The following is a 17,139-nucleotide window of genomic DNA, read 5'->3' as shown; positions in this document are numbered from 1 at the left end:
TATTTTCCGACATAGAATTTTCTAACACTTGAAATTATACCTTTCAATCTAGTAAAATAGCAAATTGTTGTGTTTTTTTTGACATGGAGGTGAGAAAAATGTCCTATTCAGCATTTTTGAACATGGATAAGGATAATAAAGATAAAGATCAATTAAAAAAAGAGTTGGATACTTTAGAGATTCAACTATTTCGTATGCAAAATAATATTAAAGAAATAGCTAAGCATGCAGAAGTAATTAGTATTGACCAAACAAAAGATGAAAACTGGGTAGTAATCTATGCAGATCGAGATAATAAAAATTTTCAGTTGATGCTTCATAGTTGTGAGAAACCATATCGTGGAAATTGGAATTCTGCCATACAAGCAGAAATTAAAGGAGAAAATACAATCCACATCTCTGATATTAAAGGGGAAGAGAATAAAGGATATGGTTCCATATTGATGAAGCATTTGAAGGAGAGGGCTAGAGAGAAAAACTTCCAATATATAACGGGAGACATTGTGAAGCGTGATTTCGATCATGTTGATCGGTTAGCATATTTTTATAAAAAGCATTATTTTCATGTAACAATTAATCATGAAGAACAAAGCGGTGAAATTGTTTGGAATGATGAATAGAAAAGTGGCTATTCTTATTAAGAGAGATAGCCACTGTTTTTTTATCCTAATTCTGGTGCTCTTCTATGCTTAGTTGCTTGCTCATAAGCATAAGCCAATTCTATTAGCCTTCCTTCCGAATAAGCTTGGCCGGTGAAAGTGATACCTAAAGGCTTTCCTTCTGAAGTATATCCAGCAGGAACAGTAATAGATGGATAACCTGCTTTGGCTGCAATTCCGGCTCCATAGTTGTTTACAAAGACCAAAGCGTCTAAGTTGTCTTTTTCTATTGCTGAATCGATACCTTCATACTGTGCTTGGTTAATGTCTGCTAATCTATCGTTTAAATATTCTTCCTCTGTGAGATTTCCACTTTTGGCTTCTGAATCTGTAAGTAGCTTTTGTCCATACTTTAGTGCATCTTTAGCATGTGTTTGGTTAAAGTTAATCACATCCACTAAAGAACGAACGGGTACATTTGCACTAGCATTAGATAAATATGCGTTTAGTCCATTTTTAAATTCATGGAAAAGGACAGTTGGCCCTGGTAGTTTGGTAGGAACTTCAACTGGGTCGATTATGGTTGCTCCCAATTTTTCTATGTCTTTGATTGCTTGATTTACTAATTCAAGCTCCTCTTCAGGTAATCCTTGTAAATAGTCCCTTGAAATACCGATTCTTTTGTTTTTTAAACCGTCTTTCTTTAAGAAGGTCGTATAATCGTCGAGAATATTGGGATTCGTGCTTGTTGCAGGATCTTCCTCATCTATCCCTGTTAACACACCTAGTAGAATTGCTGCATCTTCCACTGTGCGTGTGATGGGACCAGCTGTATCCTGACTATTAGATATTGGAATAATTCCCGTACGACTTAATAAGCCGACAGTTGGCTTAATACCCACTGTTGAATTACTGCTAGCAGGGCTAAGAATCGATCCGCTTGTTTCCGTTCCAATTGCCCCAACTGCAAAATTTGCTGCTATAGCTGCGCCAGGACCAGAGCTAGAACCACCTACATCAAATTTCCCAGGGCCATATGGATTTAAGACTTGCCCACCGTGTGAACTATAGCCATTAGGCATCCCTACCGTCATAAAATTGGCCCACTCCGTTAAATTCGCTTTGCCCAGTATTATAGCACCTGCTTCGCGAAGCTTTTTCGTAATAAATGCATCCGCTTTTGCGTAATGATCTTTTAATGCCAGTGAACCTGCTGTTGTATGTGTTTTATCTCCTGTATCAATATTATCCTTAAGTAGAACTGGGATTCCATGGAGTGGACCTCTTGGACCGGTTTTTTTTCTTTCCAAATCAAGTGACTCAGCGATATGAAGTGCATCTGGATTAACTTCTAAGACAGCATTTATCTTAGGCCCAGCATGATTATAGGTTGCTATTTGCTCTAAATAGAGCATCGTTAGTTTTTTGGCTGTTAAGTCACCAGATTCCATCCTAGATTGAATACCTGAAATCGAAGCTTCCTTCATTTCAAATGGTTGCATTTTAAATAACCTCCTTAAGTTTAATTTTAGTAGATATAGTGAAAAAGATTCGGAATTCTATAAATATAGTAGTAGAATTATATAACTTTTACGAAAGGAGGTCATCTAAAACGGTTTGTATGCTATTTTTTATATTCAAAAAATCCGAGCCGGTTATCCCATGGATCAGCAAATGTTCCCCATTTGACTGGAACCTCTTCTCTCGTGTATATCTCAAATTCACTTACCTGAAGTTCTTCTATAACTCTCTTACGCTCAGTCTCTATGTCTAAGACACCTAGTCGAATTGGTCCACCTTCTGTTGGTTTTCCTTCTGCAACTTGTAACCAACTTCCTGGTACAAGCTCCCATTCTGCAAATCCATCATGAGGCATAAAGTCTGGTTCACGTTTTAGTAGAGTTTCATACCATTTTTGGCCTTTATTCATATTTGCCACCCTAATTTGTATGGTCATTTCAAAGAACAATCATTTTCCCTCCTTAAACGCTTTCGAAAAGATGAAATCTTAACCCAAATGGATCTGAAATCATCATGCTTTTTTCATTATATTTGTTTGTGATTTCACACCCGTGTTCTAGTAAAAGCCTTTTAGATCGATCCAAATCTTTTACAGCAAATTCAAAAAATACACTTTGATTATCGCTGTTTTCAATGTAAAAATGTTGACCACCAATTTGGAACTTTGTTTCTTTTTCTTTTATGTCCACTGGAGTCATTCCAAGGATATTGGTGTAAAAATTTACTGCTTCCGGATAACGTGTCACTTGAATTGCGATGTTATTCGTTAACTGAAAATCTGATTTTTTATTAATTTTTCTGTTTGGATGGAATCCATGTGACCCACTTGGGAGGAGGTCAAATAATGGCCAAACAGAGCAGAAATCATCACCTGGTCCAAAGGGGGCATCTGCAACAAAGTAAATTTGATCATTATCATCCTTTGTAAATGTTGTAACACCGGGGTGGAAATGTCCGTCTTTTTCAAAACCAAACGCTTCTTTAAAATTCGTGCCGTGAGTGGAGATCATAGGGAATTGCCATCTTCGCTCTGACGCAAAAGCATCTTGAACTTCTGGTTTATCGGGAGACGCTACGACAAATGCTGCTTTATCAATTAAATGATGGTAGATCCCGTTAAATCCATCTGCCCACATTGTACAATAGGTGCAGGATTTTCCCATATTTTGAATGACGATAAGCTCCTCCTTATCTGCAAATAAATCGAGTAGGCTGACATTTTTGTTTGTAGAATCAAGAAAATGATAATTATCTACTTTTTGCTGAGGAATTGATTTTTTTAACTCCGTTAGTTCTTGTTTCTTTTCAACAATCTCTTTCTCTACCTGTGCAATTTTACTTAATAATTGTTGGTTATTCACTTACATCCTCCTTTATTTGGTGAATTCTACTATTTCAATTTTGTTTCCATTAGGGTCTTCAATGATAAAGAAATATCCTGGTGGACATGGTTTAGGCTCCTGTAAAATAGTTACTCGTCTAGACTTAAGCTTTTTATAGTCTTCTTGAATCGCATTGGATTGAATACCGAGAACAACCGTCGATCCATTTGATCGTTCTTCTGGATCCGTTTTTTCAAGAATTACTGGAATCCCCTTATGTTCTAATTGAATAATTTGATCGTTATACCTTTTGGCTACCTTAAAGTCTAATTGCTTCGTGTAGAAGTCAATTCCATCCTCCAAATCCTTTAATTTTATAGTTAGAACACAGACTTGATTTAGCATCGTAGCTTCCTCCTTCACCATTAATGGAATAACTGTACCATGTTATCGCTGACTTTTTTTCTTCTTGTTTGCTATTTTATCTTTATCAAAAAGTAATTTCGGAAGATTAACTAAGATAGGCGGATCGTACGGTAATGGTTCTCGTAATGTAATTCGAACGGAGGAATATGTATTTTCTTGTACATGTATAGGTTGATCTGCCTTTCCTCGCAAGGCGTTATCCAATACGAAGTAATTCTTTGGATTCATACTTTTAGATAAAGCAGCAGCTAATACGTAATAGGAGCCCGTAGGAACGTTTGAGAATGTGCAGGTTGTTTCGTTGTACCTTAAGGCTGTGCCAATAATCGGATGCTGATCGGGGATTGGTCTAGGAAATAACCCAATAAACAAAATGCCTTTAAAATCAGATGGGACGTCTAAGTAACATGTAATATAAGGTGAATCATTAGGATCAGCATTTGACTCTAACGGAAAATCATATTTATTCACAAACTGATGTAGTTCTGAAATAGTAGTTTGAAATTTTTTAGGTGAGATTCCCACTAGTTGTTTGAACTTCGAACTGAAGCTACCAATACTCCGAAAACCAACATGAAGTAATGCTTTTAAGATGGAGGAGGATGAATTTACTAGGATTTGCTTTCCGGCTTCAATTCGTAACGCAGTCAAGTATTGTCGGGGAGGAACGCCAGTAACTTCTTTAAAAATACGATTAAAATGATAGGCACTATATCCAACAAATCCTGCTAATTCTTCAGATGTGATTTCTTGATCTATATTTTTCTTCATATATTCAATAGCTTTAATGGTTATCTGTATTTTCTCCGCTTTCATAGATTTCCCCTTTTGAATTCGTCTTTATTATAAATTCGATATAAAGGAGAAATCTCCTATATAGAAATAAAAATAATGTAACTATAAATTTACAATCAGCAAATTTTCATACAAATTATCTAATATGGTAAAATAATTTATAAATTTATTGGAAGGGAAGCAGATAGTGATGCATTATATAACATTAAATAATGGATTAAAAATGCCGCAACTTGGATTTGGTGTATGGCAAGTTCCAGATGAGGAGGCTACTCCTGCCGTTTCAAAAGCATTAGAAGTAGGTTACCGCTCTATTGATACAGCAAAGGTATACCAAAATGAAGCAGGGGTTGGAAGAGCTCTCGCTTCATCTGAAGTTCCTAGAGAAGATTTGTTCATAACAACAAAAGTTTGGAATACGGATCAAGGGTATGAAAACACGTTAAAAGCATTTGATGCTAGTTTAGAAAGACTTGGACTTGATTATGTAGATCTTTACCTAATTCATTGGCCTACACCAGAATTTGATGAGTATGTTGAAACGTATAAAGCATTAGAAAAGCTATATAAAGATGGCCGTGTAAAAGCAATTGGTGTATGTAACTTCAACATTGAACACCTACAACGATTACTAGATGAGTGTGATGTTGTTCCTGCTGTGAACCAAGTGGAATGTCATCCTTTTTTACAGCAACCTGAATTAAAAGCATTCTGTAAAGAGCATAATATCTATCTAGAAGCTTGGAGCCCGCTGATGCAGGGAGGAGAAGTGCTGACGAATGATGTTGTAACAGGCATCGCTGAAAAATACGGGAAAACACCTGCACAAGTCATTATTCGTTGGCATTTACAATATGATAATATTGTTATTCCAAAATCGGTAACTCCTTCTCGTATAGAAGAAAACTTTAATGTCTTTGATTTTGAGCTAACTACGGAAGATATGGAGGACATTGCTAACCTTAATCGTAATCAGCGTAAAGGTCCTGAACCAAATGAAATGAATGTACGTTAAATAGAAGAATTAAATAACTAACAGGTGTCCCACGATTCCTGTTTACTACCAATAGCTAACGAGACATATTGGAAATCGCGTCTCGTTAGCTATTATTTATTATGTCCGTTTAATACTACTTCTGCTGATTCAGGCGAGTACTTCTTTAATATCTTTACGGATTCTTCCTCAAGTACCCCACCAATATAGTGATGAACCCGTTGTTTTATGTATGGATTGGATTCGATAAATGGTTTCATATTCATATATTTGTCTTCTACAGCAAATACGACATTACGAATGTTTGCCATTACAATGGTAGATAGGCACATCACACATGGCTCAACAGTTGAATAGATGATGCATTCTCTCGCATGAGTTCGTAGGTAACTCGTAGCTTTGTATATTGTCGTTGTTTCAGCATGGGCAACATTACTATCTGTGGTTTCAATGCTATTAGAACCTCGTGCAATAATCTCTCCATTATGGACAATAACAGAACCAATAGGTCGGTCACCGCGTTTGCCTGCAACTTCCGCCTCTTTTAAGGCTTCTTTCATAAAAATATGGTGATCCACAGAATTGATATTCTCTATCATCGTGTTCCCCCCTATTCCTATTTCCTAGTTTTACGATTATCTCATAGAAGGAGATTTTTCAAAAGTGTTCCAGTAGAAAATTTTCAAATTTTTTCACAAATGAGGGTTGCAATTTTATAAATATGTAATATGATGGAAAAGAAGAAAAAGGTTCTATCCATTGAAAGGAAGTGATGTTTTATGACAGTAATTAAACGATTCAACTTAAATAAAACAGAAGGAAGTAATGTGGAGGAACTGTCGGTATAAGACTTTCCTCCAATAATTAAGGAGGAAAAAATTATTGAGTAATTTAGAAAGGCTTGGTTGGGATCGTACTAACCAAAATCCTAGTACCATTGCGCGTGTAATAACGGTACAAAAAAATAGCTATCGATTATCTGATGGTATATTGGACTATATTGGGCACTTAAGTGGAAGATTCATCAATGAAACGATAAGCCAACTGAATTATCCCGCGATTGGTGACTGGGTCGAGGTACAAAAGCTAATTGATGAACAAAAGGCAGTTATTCATCGTGTTCTGCCACGTAATAGTCAGTTTGTTCGTCAGGTCGCCGGTTTGAGAACGGATGCTCAGGTGGTGGCTGCAAATATCGATACGGTATTCATTGTTCATTCTCTTAATCATGATTTGAATCTGAGAAGAATGGAAAGGTATATGCTTTTGGCTTATGAAAGTGGAGCTGTGCCTGTTGTTATTTTAACGAAGAAAGATGCTTGTACACCCGAAGAAGTGGCTGAGGCTGTTTCGTTAGTAGAAGAAGTTATTATTGGAGCCCCAATTATCCCGTTGAGTAATGTGACAAAAGAAGGCGTGGAAGAGATTTGGGAACACTTACAGCCAAAAAAGACCGCAGCCTTACTTGGTTCTTCTGGGGTAGGAAAATCAACATTAGTTAATACATTATTGGAAAAAGAAGTTCAATTAACAAAAGATATTCGTGAAGCAGATAGTAAAGGGCGTCATACGACAACACATAGAGAGCTGTTTATACTGCCAAATGGATCTATGTTAATTGATACTCCAGGAATGCGAGAGTTACAATTATGGGATGGGGAATCTTCTATAGATGCAACCTTTCAAGATGTTGAAGAATTAGAAAATGAGTGTCGTTTTAATGATTGCAGACATGATACCGAACCAGGATGTCGGATTCAACGTGCAATAGAAGAAGGGGAGCTATCAAAGGGGCGCTTCCAAAGCTATCTCAAACTAAAGCGTGAAATAGCATACGAAAAAAGAAAACAAAACAAGAAGTTACAAATGGAAGAAAAAAATAAGTGGAAAAAAGCAAAGAAATCGAGAAAAAACAAATATAAGATTGAAAAAATGAAATAATAAAAATCTCCTCCTATAATGGGGGAGATTTTTGCTTTAATCAAATACCCGTTGAATGACATCCTCAAATTCTTTAAAAAACGTTGGTGCCTTTGATTTATCCAATCCAATATACATATTTTTGGCAATGGAACGGTTATACCATTCTTGTTTATCCACACCTGCATTAAATTTTTTCCAAACAATACTTCCTTGTTCCTCGAGGTCCTTTTCTAAGCCAAGTAAATTATCCAACTTGTCAGCAACGATTAAGTATTTCACTTCTTTTTCAGCAAATGTAACCGTATCGATAGTATGTTGTTTGCGCTCCTGCCAAGATTTCGATTTGTCTTCTGTATGAGCAGCAACGAGTTCAGCAACTCGGGTGCCGAAGAGTGATTGGATATCTTCTATTTCGTATACGGTATCTTCCACTACATCATGCAAGTAGCCTGCGCAAATAAGTTCTTCCGTACAGCCTGCTCGCTCCAGGCGTTCGGCTACTCGAATTGGATGGGTGATATATGGGGCATCCGAATTTTTACGCATTTGACCTTGATGAGCTTTTTCGGCAAAAGCTTTTGCCTTTTCTTTCACGGATGACTCTCCTTTCGTACCCACCTACTTACAAAGGGATAGTAGGTGGTATTTTAATGTATGGATCATTTTATCTTTTGTGAAGGTTTCTGGGTGTAATAAATGATGAGAAGCAAGTCCATCTATTAGTGCATGGAGACGATCAACTTCTACCTCAAGGTCAATACCCTTTTTGGCAAGCTTGAACTCCTCTAATGCACGTAATATATTTTCTATCCCTTGATGCATCTCTTGATAAACCGCTGCACTTAAAGATTCAAGTTTAGAATCGACAAGCGTTTTCGCTGAGAAAACAAACCATACCTCCATTTCAATTCGTCGATCCTCGTCAATTGGTAGCAATTCGCTGATAACATTAGTCAGCATTTCCAATGGCGGGCCATTATAGGCTGTTGTTTGGATACGTTGTTTGACCCGGTTAGAAACAAGTTCCATGGAATAGGATAGTAAATCTGATTGGGAGGAGAAGTAATGACGTAAAGCGCCAACCGACAGTCCTGCTGTTGTAGCGATTTTCCTCACCGAAGCCTGCTCCAATCCATCATCAATAATAACTTTCCAGGTTGCTTCCGCTATTTGAATTCTACGTTTTTCATGATCTACTTTTTTTGGCATATAGTTATTTTAACACAGTTGTATTTAAAAGATAAGTGTGTTACTATTTTGGTACAATTGTGCTAAATAAAGGGGAGCGGAATTATGATTGGTTGGTTAATCATTGCTTGTGAAATAGGTTTTTGGATTTTTGTCCTATTGGGATTAGTTACAAGATATATTTTCAAAAAGAAGAAGCTTGGAGGAATATTTCTAATTTGCACACCGATTGTTGATATCATTCTTTTAATTGCTACAGTGGTCGATTTAAAGAATGGAGCGATTGCATCAACTGTCCATGGAGTTGCAGCGATTTATATTGGTGTCAGTATTGCGTTTGGGCATCGAATGATAAAATGGGCAGATGAGCAGTTCTCTTATCGACTTGCCAATGGGGTAAAGCCGGAAAAAAAGAAGAAATACGGAAAGGAATATGCAAAGCAAGAACGAGATGGGTGGTTCCGCCATTTCCTGTCATGGTTGGTAGGAGGAACTATATTGGCAGGGATTATTTTATTTATTGATAATCCGGATCAAACCGCTGCATTATTGCGAACACTACAATTATGGTCGGTGGTACTTGTTATTGATTTTGTAATCAGTTTTAGCTATACGATTTTTCCCAAGAAGGCACATACTAATTAGATCGTTTGTGAATTTCTCTAAACATTAGTGAAATGGGGATTCCGTTATTGTTCGAGGTGAATCCTCATTCCGCCATATGAACAAAGAAGGAATTATGGCAATGCAAGTAAAGTGAATACGGTTATCCCATTACATTTAATCAAATTATTGGTATGATAAAAGTAATGATAGGTGTTCGATCACCTCTTGGAAATCTTGAAAAAGATACAATTACTCATGTTACCATGAATAAATAGAATTTAGGAGTGTTTAAAAGTGGCAGAAGAAGGGATTAACAAACGGAAAACAGAGCATATTCGTATTTGTCTGACAGACAATGTAGAAGGTGTCAACAAATCGACAGGCCTAGAGGGAATTTCTTTTATACATAATGCATTACCAGAGGTTAATTTTCATGACATCAAATTAGAAACTCGTTTTCTGGATAAAACTTTACAAGCTCCATTTCTAGTGAGTTCCATGACAGGTGGTTCGGAAATGGCTGCTGAGATTAATCGCAATTTAGCAATTGCAGCTGAAGAACGAGGTTGGGCAATTGCATTAGGTTCGACAAGGGCTATTTTAGAAGGAGACAAGCATCAGGACTCTTTTTTAATCCGTAAGTATGCCCCAACGGTTCCTATAATTGCAAATTTAGGTGCAGTTCAATTGAACTATGGATATGGTGCAGACGAAGCACAAAAGCTAGTGGACTTAACAGAAGCTGATTCCCTTTATCTTCATCTAAACAGTTTGCAAGAGATTATTCAGGATGAAGGGGATCTCAATTTTGAAGATTTACTACCTAAAATAGAAGAAGTATGTAAACAACTAACGGTTCCTGTTGGAGTAAAAGAAGTTGGTTTTGGTATTGATGGTACGGTCGCACGTAAATTACATGATGCTGGTGTAGCTTATATTGATGTATCCGGTGCTGGTGGAACATCATGGAGTCAGGTTGAAAAGTTACGATCAAAAGATCCACTTCGAAAAGCTGCAGCAGAAGCATTTAACAATTGGGGCATCCCTACAAAGGACTGTATTGTATCTGTGAAAAATAATTTGCATCAAGTCCCAGTAGTTGCAAGTGGTGGTATGAAAACAGGGCTTGATGCTGCTAAAGCGATAACAATTGGTGCCGACATGATTGGGTTTGCCCGTACGCTATTGCAAGCGGCTACGGAATCAGCAGAGGCAGTGAATCGAGTGATGGAACAAATCGAGTTTGAATTAAAAATTGCGATGTTTGGAATTGGTGTGAAGGATCTTAAGGAATTAAAAAATACAAACCGCGTGGAAATCATGGGGAAATCATTATTAGAGGGTTAAAGCATATCGCTTTAACTCTTTTTTGTTGGTTAAATTCCAACAACCTTCAAATACTAGTAAAAAAAGTAGGTGAGAAAGATGGGTAAAGATATAAATAAAAGTGAGGATCATAAGTTTATACCGATGACTTCTATTGCAAGTAAAACTGGCCAAGAAGTTGGAACAGATGTTTATTATTACACAGACCAAATCGTAAACATTATTTTAATTGGGAATCCTGATGATGATAAATGGGTCTTAGTGGATGCAGGATTACCTGGCTCAGCCCAAGAAATTAAAGAAACGATACGTAATCGCTTTGGAACGGAAAAAATTCCTGAGGCAATTATTCTTACACATGGTCATTTTGATCATGTTGGTTCTTTAGTTGATTTATTAGAGGAATGGCAGGTTCCGGTATATGCACATGAGCTCGAATTCCCGTACTTAACTGGTGAGAGAAGTTACCCCGAGCCAGATGTAACCGTAGAAGGGGGGCTATTAGCGAAAATTTCAGCTATGTATCCGAATGAACCGATTAACATTAGTCCTTATTTAAAAGCTTTACCCCAAGATCAACAGATCCCTGGGTTGGAAGGGTGGAAATGGATTCACACCCCTGGACATTCCCCAGGACATGTATCCTTTTATCGAGAATCAGACTCTTTATTATTATCCGGAGATGCATTTATAACAGTGAGACAGGATTCTTTTTCTAAGGTGTTCGTACAAGAACCAGAAGTAAATGGTCCCCCTAGATATTTAACAACGGATTGGAAAGCTGCAAAGCGTTCTGTTGAGACTTTAGCTGACTTAAACCCAGCTATTGTTATTCCAGGACACGGACAAGCGATGGGGGGACTGGATTTGAAGGAAGGATTAAGAAGTCTAAAACAAACGTTTGATAAAGTGGCCCTTCCGGATTACGGAAAATACGTTGATGATCAAGAGGAAAGGCCGCATTAATAAGCAGAATAACTTCCAACCGCAATAGACCTGTGCTAAAATGTTGTCATAAGCGAGGTGCAAGAAATGAAGATAGAAGTTTGGTCTGATTTTGTCTGTCCATTTTGTTACATTGGAAAACGTAGACTAGAATCGGCTTTAGAGAATTTTCCAAATAAAGATGCAGTTGATATCGAATATAAAAGCTATGAGCTTGATCCAAATGCTGATAAAAACCCTGGGAAAACGGTTCATGAGTTATTAGCAAATAAATATGGAATGACAGTTGAAAAAGCCAAAAACATGAATGATAATATGAAAAAACAAGCAGCGGAAGTTGGATTGACTTATAATTTTGAGACGATGCAACATACCAATACGTTTGATGCACATCGTCTGGCGCATTATGCTAATAAGCAAGGTAAAGGGAAAGAAATGACAGAACGATTGTTGCATGCCTATTTTACCGAGTCTAAGTTAATCAGTGATTTGGATACACTTGTAGATCTAGCTGGTGAAGTAGGGCTAAACAAAGAAGAGGTCTTATCTGTACTAAAAACGGATCAATATAGATCACGTGTGCGTGAGGATGAAGATACTGCAAAACAAATTGGCGTTCAAGGTGTACCGTTTTTCGTTTTTAATGAGAAATATGCTGTTTCGGGAGCCCAGCCTGTTGAAGTTTTCTCGGAAGTTCTAGAAAAAGTATGGGAAGAAGAACAGGAGAAACCAACCTTACAATCCTTAAATCCAAAAACATCGAAAACAACGTATTGTACGGATGATGGTTGTATGGAAGAAGAATAAAATATTACCGAGTCACTAGAATATATTCCGTTTTTTATGAAGTGGCTTTGTGAATAGCATTTCATGCAAATGTTTTAGGTTGATGATTTAAAAGATTATAGACTTAAGTAGCACTCTTAATAGCATTTGACGATTGGTCATTGTGCAGAAAAGGGTGCTATTTTAGCTTATCAATCCCAAGGAAAAGCCAAAACGAAACTTGTTTACGGGTATTTTTTCCTATAAAGTCATTCATTGTTATAAGTGAGAAGCCGATAATAAGTATGTAAGTACTCAATTATACCGGGGGGAAACGAAATGACAAAAGCAATGCAACTTAAATTAGAAGATGTTAGAAAGAAAAATGTATTAACGCTTGTGGCTTTTTCTTTTTCGTTAGTTAGTGGATTAACTTTAGCTTTACTCCAAGGTGCCTCAGAAAAAGGGATTTATTATGGAGTTGAGTTGGTATGTCTATTGTTAGGTTATGTAGTTATAAAATTCTTAGTAAAGAAAGATACGTTATATCCATATTTTATCGTAGGTATTTCTTTCATATTTACTTTTGTTGGAATTTATCTTTTCGGTAGTACGTTGTCTATATTAATAATCTTTTACTTTTTGCTCTTTTTGACTACAACATTTCTCATGTTACCCGTGTTTTTAATAGGATTTGTTCTTGGGGGGATAGGTATTGTATACAATGGTTTAGCAGCAGGTGTTGAAGTACAGTATCTGAAAGAAAATTTAGCACTGGCATTGTTAACCTATTTCCTGTCTGGAGTAATTTCAGGAGTGTTAATTTATTTAAACAGAAAACAATTTAATCAAATTGAAAATCTTTTAGTTAAGACAGAACAAGAATCTTTGGAAAAAGAAAGGAATAAACATAATTTAGAAGTGCAAGTAAATCAAATTACTGAAAAAATAACCGTTGTAAATGAAAAAATACAGGGGAATGTTATATCCCAAGGGGAAATAAACGAAGCTATTTCCGAAGTAGCTACAGGCAGTTCGATTCAAAATGAAAAAATAGCAGATATTGCTCAGAGTGTTCAAGATACATTATCCCATTTATCCAAAATGCTACATGAGACAGGATCCCTTAAACAAGATTTTGACAGGGCTAAGGAAACTGCGCAAAATGGGAAAGGATTATCAGATGAACTTACTGATAATATAAATCAATTTCGAGAACATATCCAAGAGCTTAGCACTACATTTCATTTACTATCTGATAAAATTCTGGAAACAAATACTTTTTCCCAAGATATTATTAATGTAAGTGAACAAACGAATCTCCTTGCATTAAATGCATCTATTGAAGCTGCCAGAGCTGGAGAATCAGGAAAGGGATTTGCAGTTGTTGCTGATGAAATTAGAAAGTTAGCAGAGATGACTAATAATACTGCTGAAAGAATTACTAGTAACTTGGAAGAAGTAAATGGTACGAATGATTCCGCACTAAAAATAATGAATGAAAATATACAGATGGTCCAGAAAAATCTCGATAAAACAGAAAAAGTGAATCACGCTTTTAGTGATCTTTCCCTTCATATGGAAGAGACCAATCGTCGTTTTGTCAGTTTTCAAGAATTAGCGAACAATGTGAAAGAAAATTCTTCTATTGTTGATCAAGCTACAAGCGAGTTGGCAGCAATTATTGAACAGGCTTCCGCTGCTTTGGAGGAAATGAGCGCAACAGTAGAAAATCTTAATAACAAAAGTGAAACGATCGGTCGTGATATGAAAGAAACCGAGCTTGTAGCAAAAAATATATTGTAATAGTGACTAAGACTTGTTGGAAAATAGATCTAACAAGTCTTTTTTTAGTTTGCATAATTATGCCTATTAGTATAGAAACCTAGCAATTATTTGAAATTTGTAGAATAATGACATTATCTTTTTGTTGACGGAAATCACAATTATGCTATACTCAACGTATAAGATCTAATTGATAATGAATATCATTCTTATTAATTAGTTGAATTATTTCTAAATAAAAAGCAATTGAGGACTATTTTATGAAGATACGTTACTTGGCTTTAACTCTAATTATATTATCAGGTATGTCCGTGTTTATTGGGGTATCAAATGTGACGCCGTTGGATCTATTTCAATTAACGGAGGATCAGGCGCAAATTCTACTCGTAAGTCGCTTACCAAGATTAGTAAGTATCCTTATTGCGGGTATGAGTATGAGTATATGTGGACTAATCATGCAACAGCTAAGTCGAAATAAGTTTGTTTCACCTACAACAGCTGGAACTTTGGATTCAGCTAGATTAGGAATACTCGTTTCACTAATGATTTTTACAGCAGCAAGTCCAATTCAAAAAATGCTTGTATCATTTGTCTTTGCCCTAATTGGAACCCTTGTGTTTATGAAGATATTAGAAAAAATTAAGTTTAAAGATGCAGTATTCATCCCATTAGTAGGCTTAATGTTTGGAAATATTATAAGCTCGATCTCTACATTTTTTGCCTATCGCAATGATTTAATTCAAAACATGTCCTCTTGGATGCAAGGTGACTTTTCCATGATTATGAGTGGGAACTACGAGCTTTTATATGTGAGCATTCCAATTTTAGCAATGGCTTTCTTCTATGCAAACAAATTTACAATTGCTGGAATGGGGGAGGACTTTTCAAAGAATTTAGGACTTAATTACCGACAGGTTGTTAATCTTGGATTGATTATTGTTGCTCTTGTAACAGCTTCTGTTGTTTTGACGGTTGGGGTTATCCCTTTCTTAGGTCTAATTATTCCAAACATCGTTACCATATACCGTGGAGACCACCTGAAAAAATCTTTAATACATACAGCATTATTAGGAGCAATTTTCGTACTGTTTTGTGATGTTATTGGTAGAGTTATCATCTATCCATATGAAATTCCAATCAGCTTAACGGTTGGAGTTATAGGTAGTGGGATATTCATCTACCTGTTGGTAAGGAGAAAGAAATATGGGCTATAAAAAAAAGACAATTATCTTAGCTATCATAGCGATATTGCTCGCGGCGCTTTATATTTTCTATGATTTACGTGGGAATATTGGCTACATACTACCGAGGAGAGTCATAAAGGTTGTTGCAATTATGTTAACTGGTGGAGCTATTGCTTTTTCAACGACAGTTTTTATGACAATTACAAACAACCGAATATTAACTCCCAGCGTATTAGGATTAGATTCGCTTTATATGCTAGTTCAGACGTTTATTATCTTTATTTTTGGCGCTAATTCTCTTGTTATGATGAGTAGTAATATCAACTATTTAGTATCAATTGGCATTATGATACTGTTTTCATTAATTCTTTATCGATTCTTATTTAGAGGAGAAAAGAATAATATCTACTTTCTACTATTAATAGGAATGATCCTAGGAACGTTCTTTGGTAGCTTTACAGACTTTATGCAAGTGCTGATTGATCCGAATGAGTTTATGGTTGCACAGGATAGAATGTTTGCCAGTGTCAATAACGTAAATACAGATTTAGTATATATATCTATCGTCATCATAGTAGCTACATTAATTTACTTTATGCGTTTTTATAAATATTTAGATGTCATGGCGTTAGGAAAAGATGAAGCGATTAATTTAGGTGTTCCGTATGATTACATTGTGAAACGGTTACTAATAATCGTTGCGATCCTAATTTCTGTTTCAACTGCATTAATTGGTCCGATAACATTTTTGGGACTGCTTGTTGTCAATGTGTCTTATGAATTAATGAAGACTTTCCGCCACTTCTATATTATTTTAGGTGCAGTATTTATTAGCATTATTGCATTAATAGGTGGACAGTTCATTGTTGAAAAAATATTTACATTTAATACAACTATCAGTGTGATTATTAACTTCATTGGTGGCATTTACTTTATATATCTTTTGTTAAAGGAGAATAAATCATGGTAGATATTAAAAATGTATTCAAATTGTATAACCAAAAGAAGGTTGTTGACGATGTTTCCTTATCAATAGAAAAAGGAACCATTACATCGTTCATTGGCCCTAACGGTGCAGGAAAAAGTACGTTAATCTCAATGATCAGTCGCCTTATTGCAAAGGACAATGGGGAAATCACGATTGATGGTCAAGATATTATGAAAACGAAAAATAATGAGTTAGCTAAAAAAATCTCAATTTTAAAGCAATCGAATTCTATTAATTTAAAATTGACAGTCCGGGAATTGGTTGGGTTTGGAAGGTTTCCATATTCTCAAGGGAAACTAACGAAAGAAGACCAGGAAAAGGTTGATGAAGCAATTGATTACATGGAACTAGGAGAGATTCAAAATAAATATCTAGATGAGTTAAGTGGTGGTCAGAGACAACGTGCCCATATAGCGATGGTTTTAGCTCAGGATACAGAGTACATTTTACTTGATGAGCCACTGAATAATTTGGATATGAGACATTCTGTTCAAATTATGAAGACATTACGGAGACTAGTAGATGAGTTAGGGAAGACTATATTAATTGTGATACATGATATCAACTTTGCTTCTTGCTACTCAGATCACATTGTTGCTCTAAAGGATGGGAAAATCATTAAGCATGGTCGTACATGTGATGTCATTGATCAATGTGTATTAAAGGATATCTATGATATGGATATTGATATTCAGAATATCGATGATAAACGGATTTGTGTGTATTTTTAAGTAGATAGGAAGCTGCGTGCTTTTTATCTACTTATTGGGCA

Annotated in this window: 19 protein-coding genes; 11 read left to right on the top strand and 8 right to left on the bottom strand. The window is 36.0% G+C overall.

Annotated features, from left to right (window positions below; translation table 11 throughout):
- The first annotated feature begins 98 nt into the window (after positions 1-98).
- Complete coding sequence (locus BMX40_RS06020; protein ID WP_090867873.1) at positions 99-620, top strand: GNAT family N-acetyltransferase; 522 nt, start codon at positions 99-101, stop codon at positions 618-620.
- A 41-nt stretch (positions 621-661) separates the two neighbouring features.
- On the opposite strand, the gene BMX40_RS06015 is transcribed toward BMX40_RS06020, so the two are convergent.
- The 5 genes from BMX40_RS06015 to BMX40_RS05995 all read right to left on the bottom strand — a co-directional run bounded on the left by BMX40_RS06015 (position 662) and on the right by BMX40_RS05995 (position 4,684).
- On the bottom strand, positions 662-2,101 hold the full coding sequence (locus BMX40_RS06015) for an amidase family protein (RefSeq protein WP_090867871.1): 1,440 nt from the start codon (positions 2,099-2,101) through the stop codon (positions 662-664).
- A 122-nt stretch (positions 2,102-2,223) separates the two neighbouring features.
- Positions 2,224-2,568, bottom strand: coding sequence for a VOC family protein (locus BMX40_RS06010; protein WP_090867869.1), 345 nt, complete (start codon positions 2,566-2,568; stop codon positions 2,224-2,226).
- Between the two features lie 13 nt (positions 2,569-2,581).
- The gene (locus tag BMX40_RS06005) at positions 2,582-3,481 is read right to left on the bottom strand and encodes a DUF899 family protein (RefSeq protein WP_090867867.1); all 900 of its coding nucleotides are present in this window, start codon (positions 3,479-3,481) and stop codon (positions 2,582-2,584) included.
- 12 nt (positions 3,482-3,493) lie between these two features.
- Positions 3,494-3,847 (bottom strand): VOC family protein, encoded by a 354-nt coding sequence (locus tag BMX40_RS06000; RefSeq protein ID WP_170840676.1) that lies wholly within the window; start codon positions 3,845-3,847, stop codon positions 3,494-3,496.
- A gap of 42 nt (positions 3,848-3,889) precedes the next feature.
- Positions 3,890-4,684 (bottom strand): helix-turn-helix transcriptional regulator, encoded by a 795-nt coding sequence (locus BMX40_RS05995; protein WP_090867864.1) that lies wholly within the window; start codon positions 4,682-4,684, stop codon positions 3,890-3,892.
- Positions 4,685-4,853: 169 nt separating this feature from the next.
- Between BMX40_RS05995 and BMX40_RS05990 the strand changes: the two genes are divergently transcribed.
- Positions 4,854-5,678: an aldo/keto reductase gene (locus BMX40_RS05990; protein ID WP_090867862.1), complete on the top strand. Its 825-nt coding sequence runs from the start codon at positions 4,854-4,856 to the stop codon at positions 5,676-5,678.
- 92 nt (positions 5,679-5,770) lie between these two features.
- Here the strand turns inward: BMX40_RS05990 and BMX40_RS05985 are convergent, their stop codons facing one another.
- Positions 5,771-6,256: a nucleoside deaminase gene (locus BMX40_RS05985; RefSeq protein ID WP_090867860.1), complete on the bottom strand. Its 486-nt coding sequence runs from the start codon at positions 6,254-6,256 to the stop codon at positions 5,771-5,773.
- A 283-nt stretch (positions 6,257-6,539) separates the two neighbouring features.
- Between BMX40_RS05985 and rsgA the strand changes: the two genes are divergently transcribed.
- Complete coding sequence (gene rsgA, locus BMX40_RS05980) at positions 6,540-7,598, top strand: ribosome small subunit-dependent GTPase A (protein WP_090867858.1); 1,059 nt, start codon at positions 6,540-6,542, stop codon at positions 7,596-7,598.
- Positions 7,599-7,634: 36 nt separating this feature from the next.
- Here rsgA and BMX40_RS05975 read toward each other — a convergent pair whose 3' ends face one another.
- Together BMX40_RS05975 and BMX40_RS05970 are read right to left on the bottom strand one after the other, a co-directional pair.
- Positions 7,635-8,174, bottom strand: a complete 540-nt coding sequence (locus BMX40_RS05975; RefSeq protein ID WP_090867856.1) for an HD domain-containing protein — start codon at positions 8,172-8,174, stop codon at positions 7,635-7,637.
- A gap of 24 nt (positions 8,175-8,198) precedes the next feature.
- Entirely contained in the window at positions 8,199-8,789 is a 591-nt protein-coding gene (locus BMX40_RS05970) for a TetR/AcrR family transcriptional regulator (RefSeq protein WP_090867854.1), read from the bottom strand.
- Between the two features lie 84 nt (positions 8,790-8,873).
- On the opposite strand from BMX40_RS05970, the gene BMX40_RS05965 reads away from it, so the two are divergent.
- The 8 genes from BMX40_RS05965 (at position 8,874) to BMX40_RS05930 (ending at position 17,098) form a co-directional block, all read left to right on the top strand.
- Complete coding sequence (locus BMX40_RS05965; RefSeq protein ID WP_090867852.1) at positions 8,874-9,413, top strand: hypothetical protein; 540 nt, start codon at positions 8,874-8,876, stop codon at positions 9,411-9,413.
- Positions 9,414-9,668: 255 nt separating this feature from the next.
- Complete coding sequence (fni, locus tag BMX40_RS05960; protein ID WP_090867850.1) at positions 9,669-10,721, top strand: type 2 isopentenyl-diphosphate Delta-isomerase; 1,053 nt, start codon at positions 9,669-9,671, stop codon at positions 10,719-10,721.
- A gap of 78 nt (positions 10,722-10,799) precedes the next feature.
- Positions 10,800-11,666, top strand: a complete 867-nt coding sequence (locus BMX40_RS05955; protein WP_090867847.1) for an MBL fold metallo-hydrolase — start codon at positions 10,800-10,802, stop codon at positions 11,664-11,666.
- Positions 11,667-11,732: 66 nt separating this feature from the next.
- Positions 11,733-12,452 (top strand): DsbA family oxidoreductase, encoded by a 720-nt coding sequence (locus BMX40_RS05950; RefSeq protein WP_090867845.1) that lies wholly within the window; start codon positions 11,733-11,735, stop codon positions 12,450-12,452.
- A gap of 297 nt (positions 12,453-12,749) precedes the next feature.
- On the top strand, positions 12,750-14,216 hold the full coding sequence (locus BMX40_RS05945) for a methyl-accepting chemotaxis protein (protein ID WP_090867843.1): 1,467 nt from the start codon (positions 12,750-12,752) through the stop codon (positions 14,214-14,216).
- Between the two features lie 239 nt (positions 14,217-14,455).
- Entirely contained in the window at positions 14,456-15,409 is a 954-nt protein-coding gene (locus tag BMX40_RS05940; RefSeq protein ID WP_090867841.1) for an ABC transporter permease, read from the top strand.
- Positions 15,399-16,349, top strand: coding sequence for an iron chelate uptake ABC transporter family permease subunit (locus tag BMX40_RS05935; RefSeq protein ID WP_090867840.1), 951 nt, complete (start codon positions 15,399-15,401; stop codon positions 16,347-16,349). Before BMX40_RS05940 ends, BMX40_RS05935 begins: the two co-directional genes overlap by 11 nt.
- Positions 16,343-17,098 (top strand): iron ABC transporter ATP-binding protein, encoded by a 756-nt coding sequence (locus tag BMX40_RS05930; protein ID WP_090867838.1) that lies wholly within the window; start codon positions 16,343-16,345, stop codon positions 17,096-17,098. The genes BMX40_RS05935 and BMX40_RS05930 overlap by 7 nt, the downstream gene beginning before the upstream one ends.
- The last annotated feature ends 41 nt before the right edge of the window (positions 17,099-17,139 follow it).

The sequence above is a fragment of the Oceanobacillus limi genome (assembly GCF_900111445.1).
In the GTDB taxonomy this organism is placed as follows: domain Bacteria; phylum Bacillota; class Bacilli; order Bacillales; family Amphibacillaceae; genus Ornithinibacillus; species Ornithinibacillus limi.
Note: the sequence above shows the minus strand (reverse complement) of the source record. Positions and strands in the feature narration are given on the sequence as shown.

What these genes read in the sequence shown, in the direction of transcription:
- BMX40_RS06020 (WP_090867873.1), top strand. Translation starts at nt 99, where the DNA reads ATGTCCTATTCAGCATTTTTGAACATGGATAAGGATAATAAAGATAAA.
- BMX40_RS06015 (WP_090867871.1), bottom strand. Translation starts at nt 2,101, where the DNA reads ATGCAACCATTTGAAATGAAGGAAGCTTCGATTTCAGGTATTCAATCT.
- BMX40_RS06000 (WP_170840676.1), bottom strand. Translation starts at nt 3,847, where the DNA reads ATGCTAAATCAAGTCTGTGTTCTAACTATAAAATTAAAGGATTTGGAG.
- BMX40_RS05995 (WP_090867864.1), bottom strand. Translation starts at nt 4,684, where the DNA reads ATGAAAGCGGAGAAAATACAGATAACCATTAAAGCTATTGAATATATG.
- BMX40_RS05990 (WP_090867862.1), top strand. Translation starts at nt 4,854, where the DNA reads ATGCATTATATAACATTAAATAATGGATTAAAAATGCCGCAACTTGGA.
- BMX40_RS05985 (WP_090867860.1), bottom strand. Translation starts at nt 6,256, where the DNA reads ATGATAGAGAATATCAATTCTGTGGATCACCATATTTTTATGAAAGAA.
- BMX40_RS05970 (WP_090867854.1), bottom strand. Translation starts at nt 8,789, where the DNA reads ATGCCAAAAAAAGTAGATCATGAAAAACGTAGAATTCAAATAGCGGAA.
- BMX40_RS05965 (WP_090867852.1), top strand. Translation starts at nt 8,874, where the DNA reads ATGATTGGTTGGTTAATCATTGCTTGTGAAATAGGTTTTTGGATTTTT.
- BMX40_RS05955 (WP_090867847.1), top strand. Translation starts at nt 10,800, where the DNA reads ATGGGTAAAGATATAAATAAAAGTGAGGATCATAAGTTTATACCGATG.
- BMX40_RS05950 (WP_090867845.1), top strand. Translation starts at nt 11,733, where the DNA reads ATGAAGATAGAAGTTTGGTCTGATTTTGTCTGTCCATTTTGTTACATT.
- BMX40_RS05945 (WP_090867843.1), top strand. Translation starts at nt 12,750, where the DNA reads ATGACAAAAGCAATGCAACTTAAATTAGAAGATGTTAGAAAGAAAAAT.
- BMX40_RS05940 (WP_090867841.1), top strand. Translation starts at nt 14,456, where the DNA reads ATGAAGATACGTTACTTGGCTTTAACTCTAATTATATTATCAGGTATG.
- BMX40_RS05935 (WP_090867840.1), top strand. Translation starts at nt 15,399, where the DNA reads ATGGGCTATAAAAAAAAGACAATTATCTTAGCTATCATAGCGATATTG.
- BMX40_RS05930 (WP_090867838.1), top strand. Translation starts at nt 16,343, where the DNA reads ATGGTAGATATTAAAAATGTATTCAAATTGTATAACCAAAAGAAGGTT.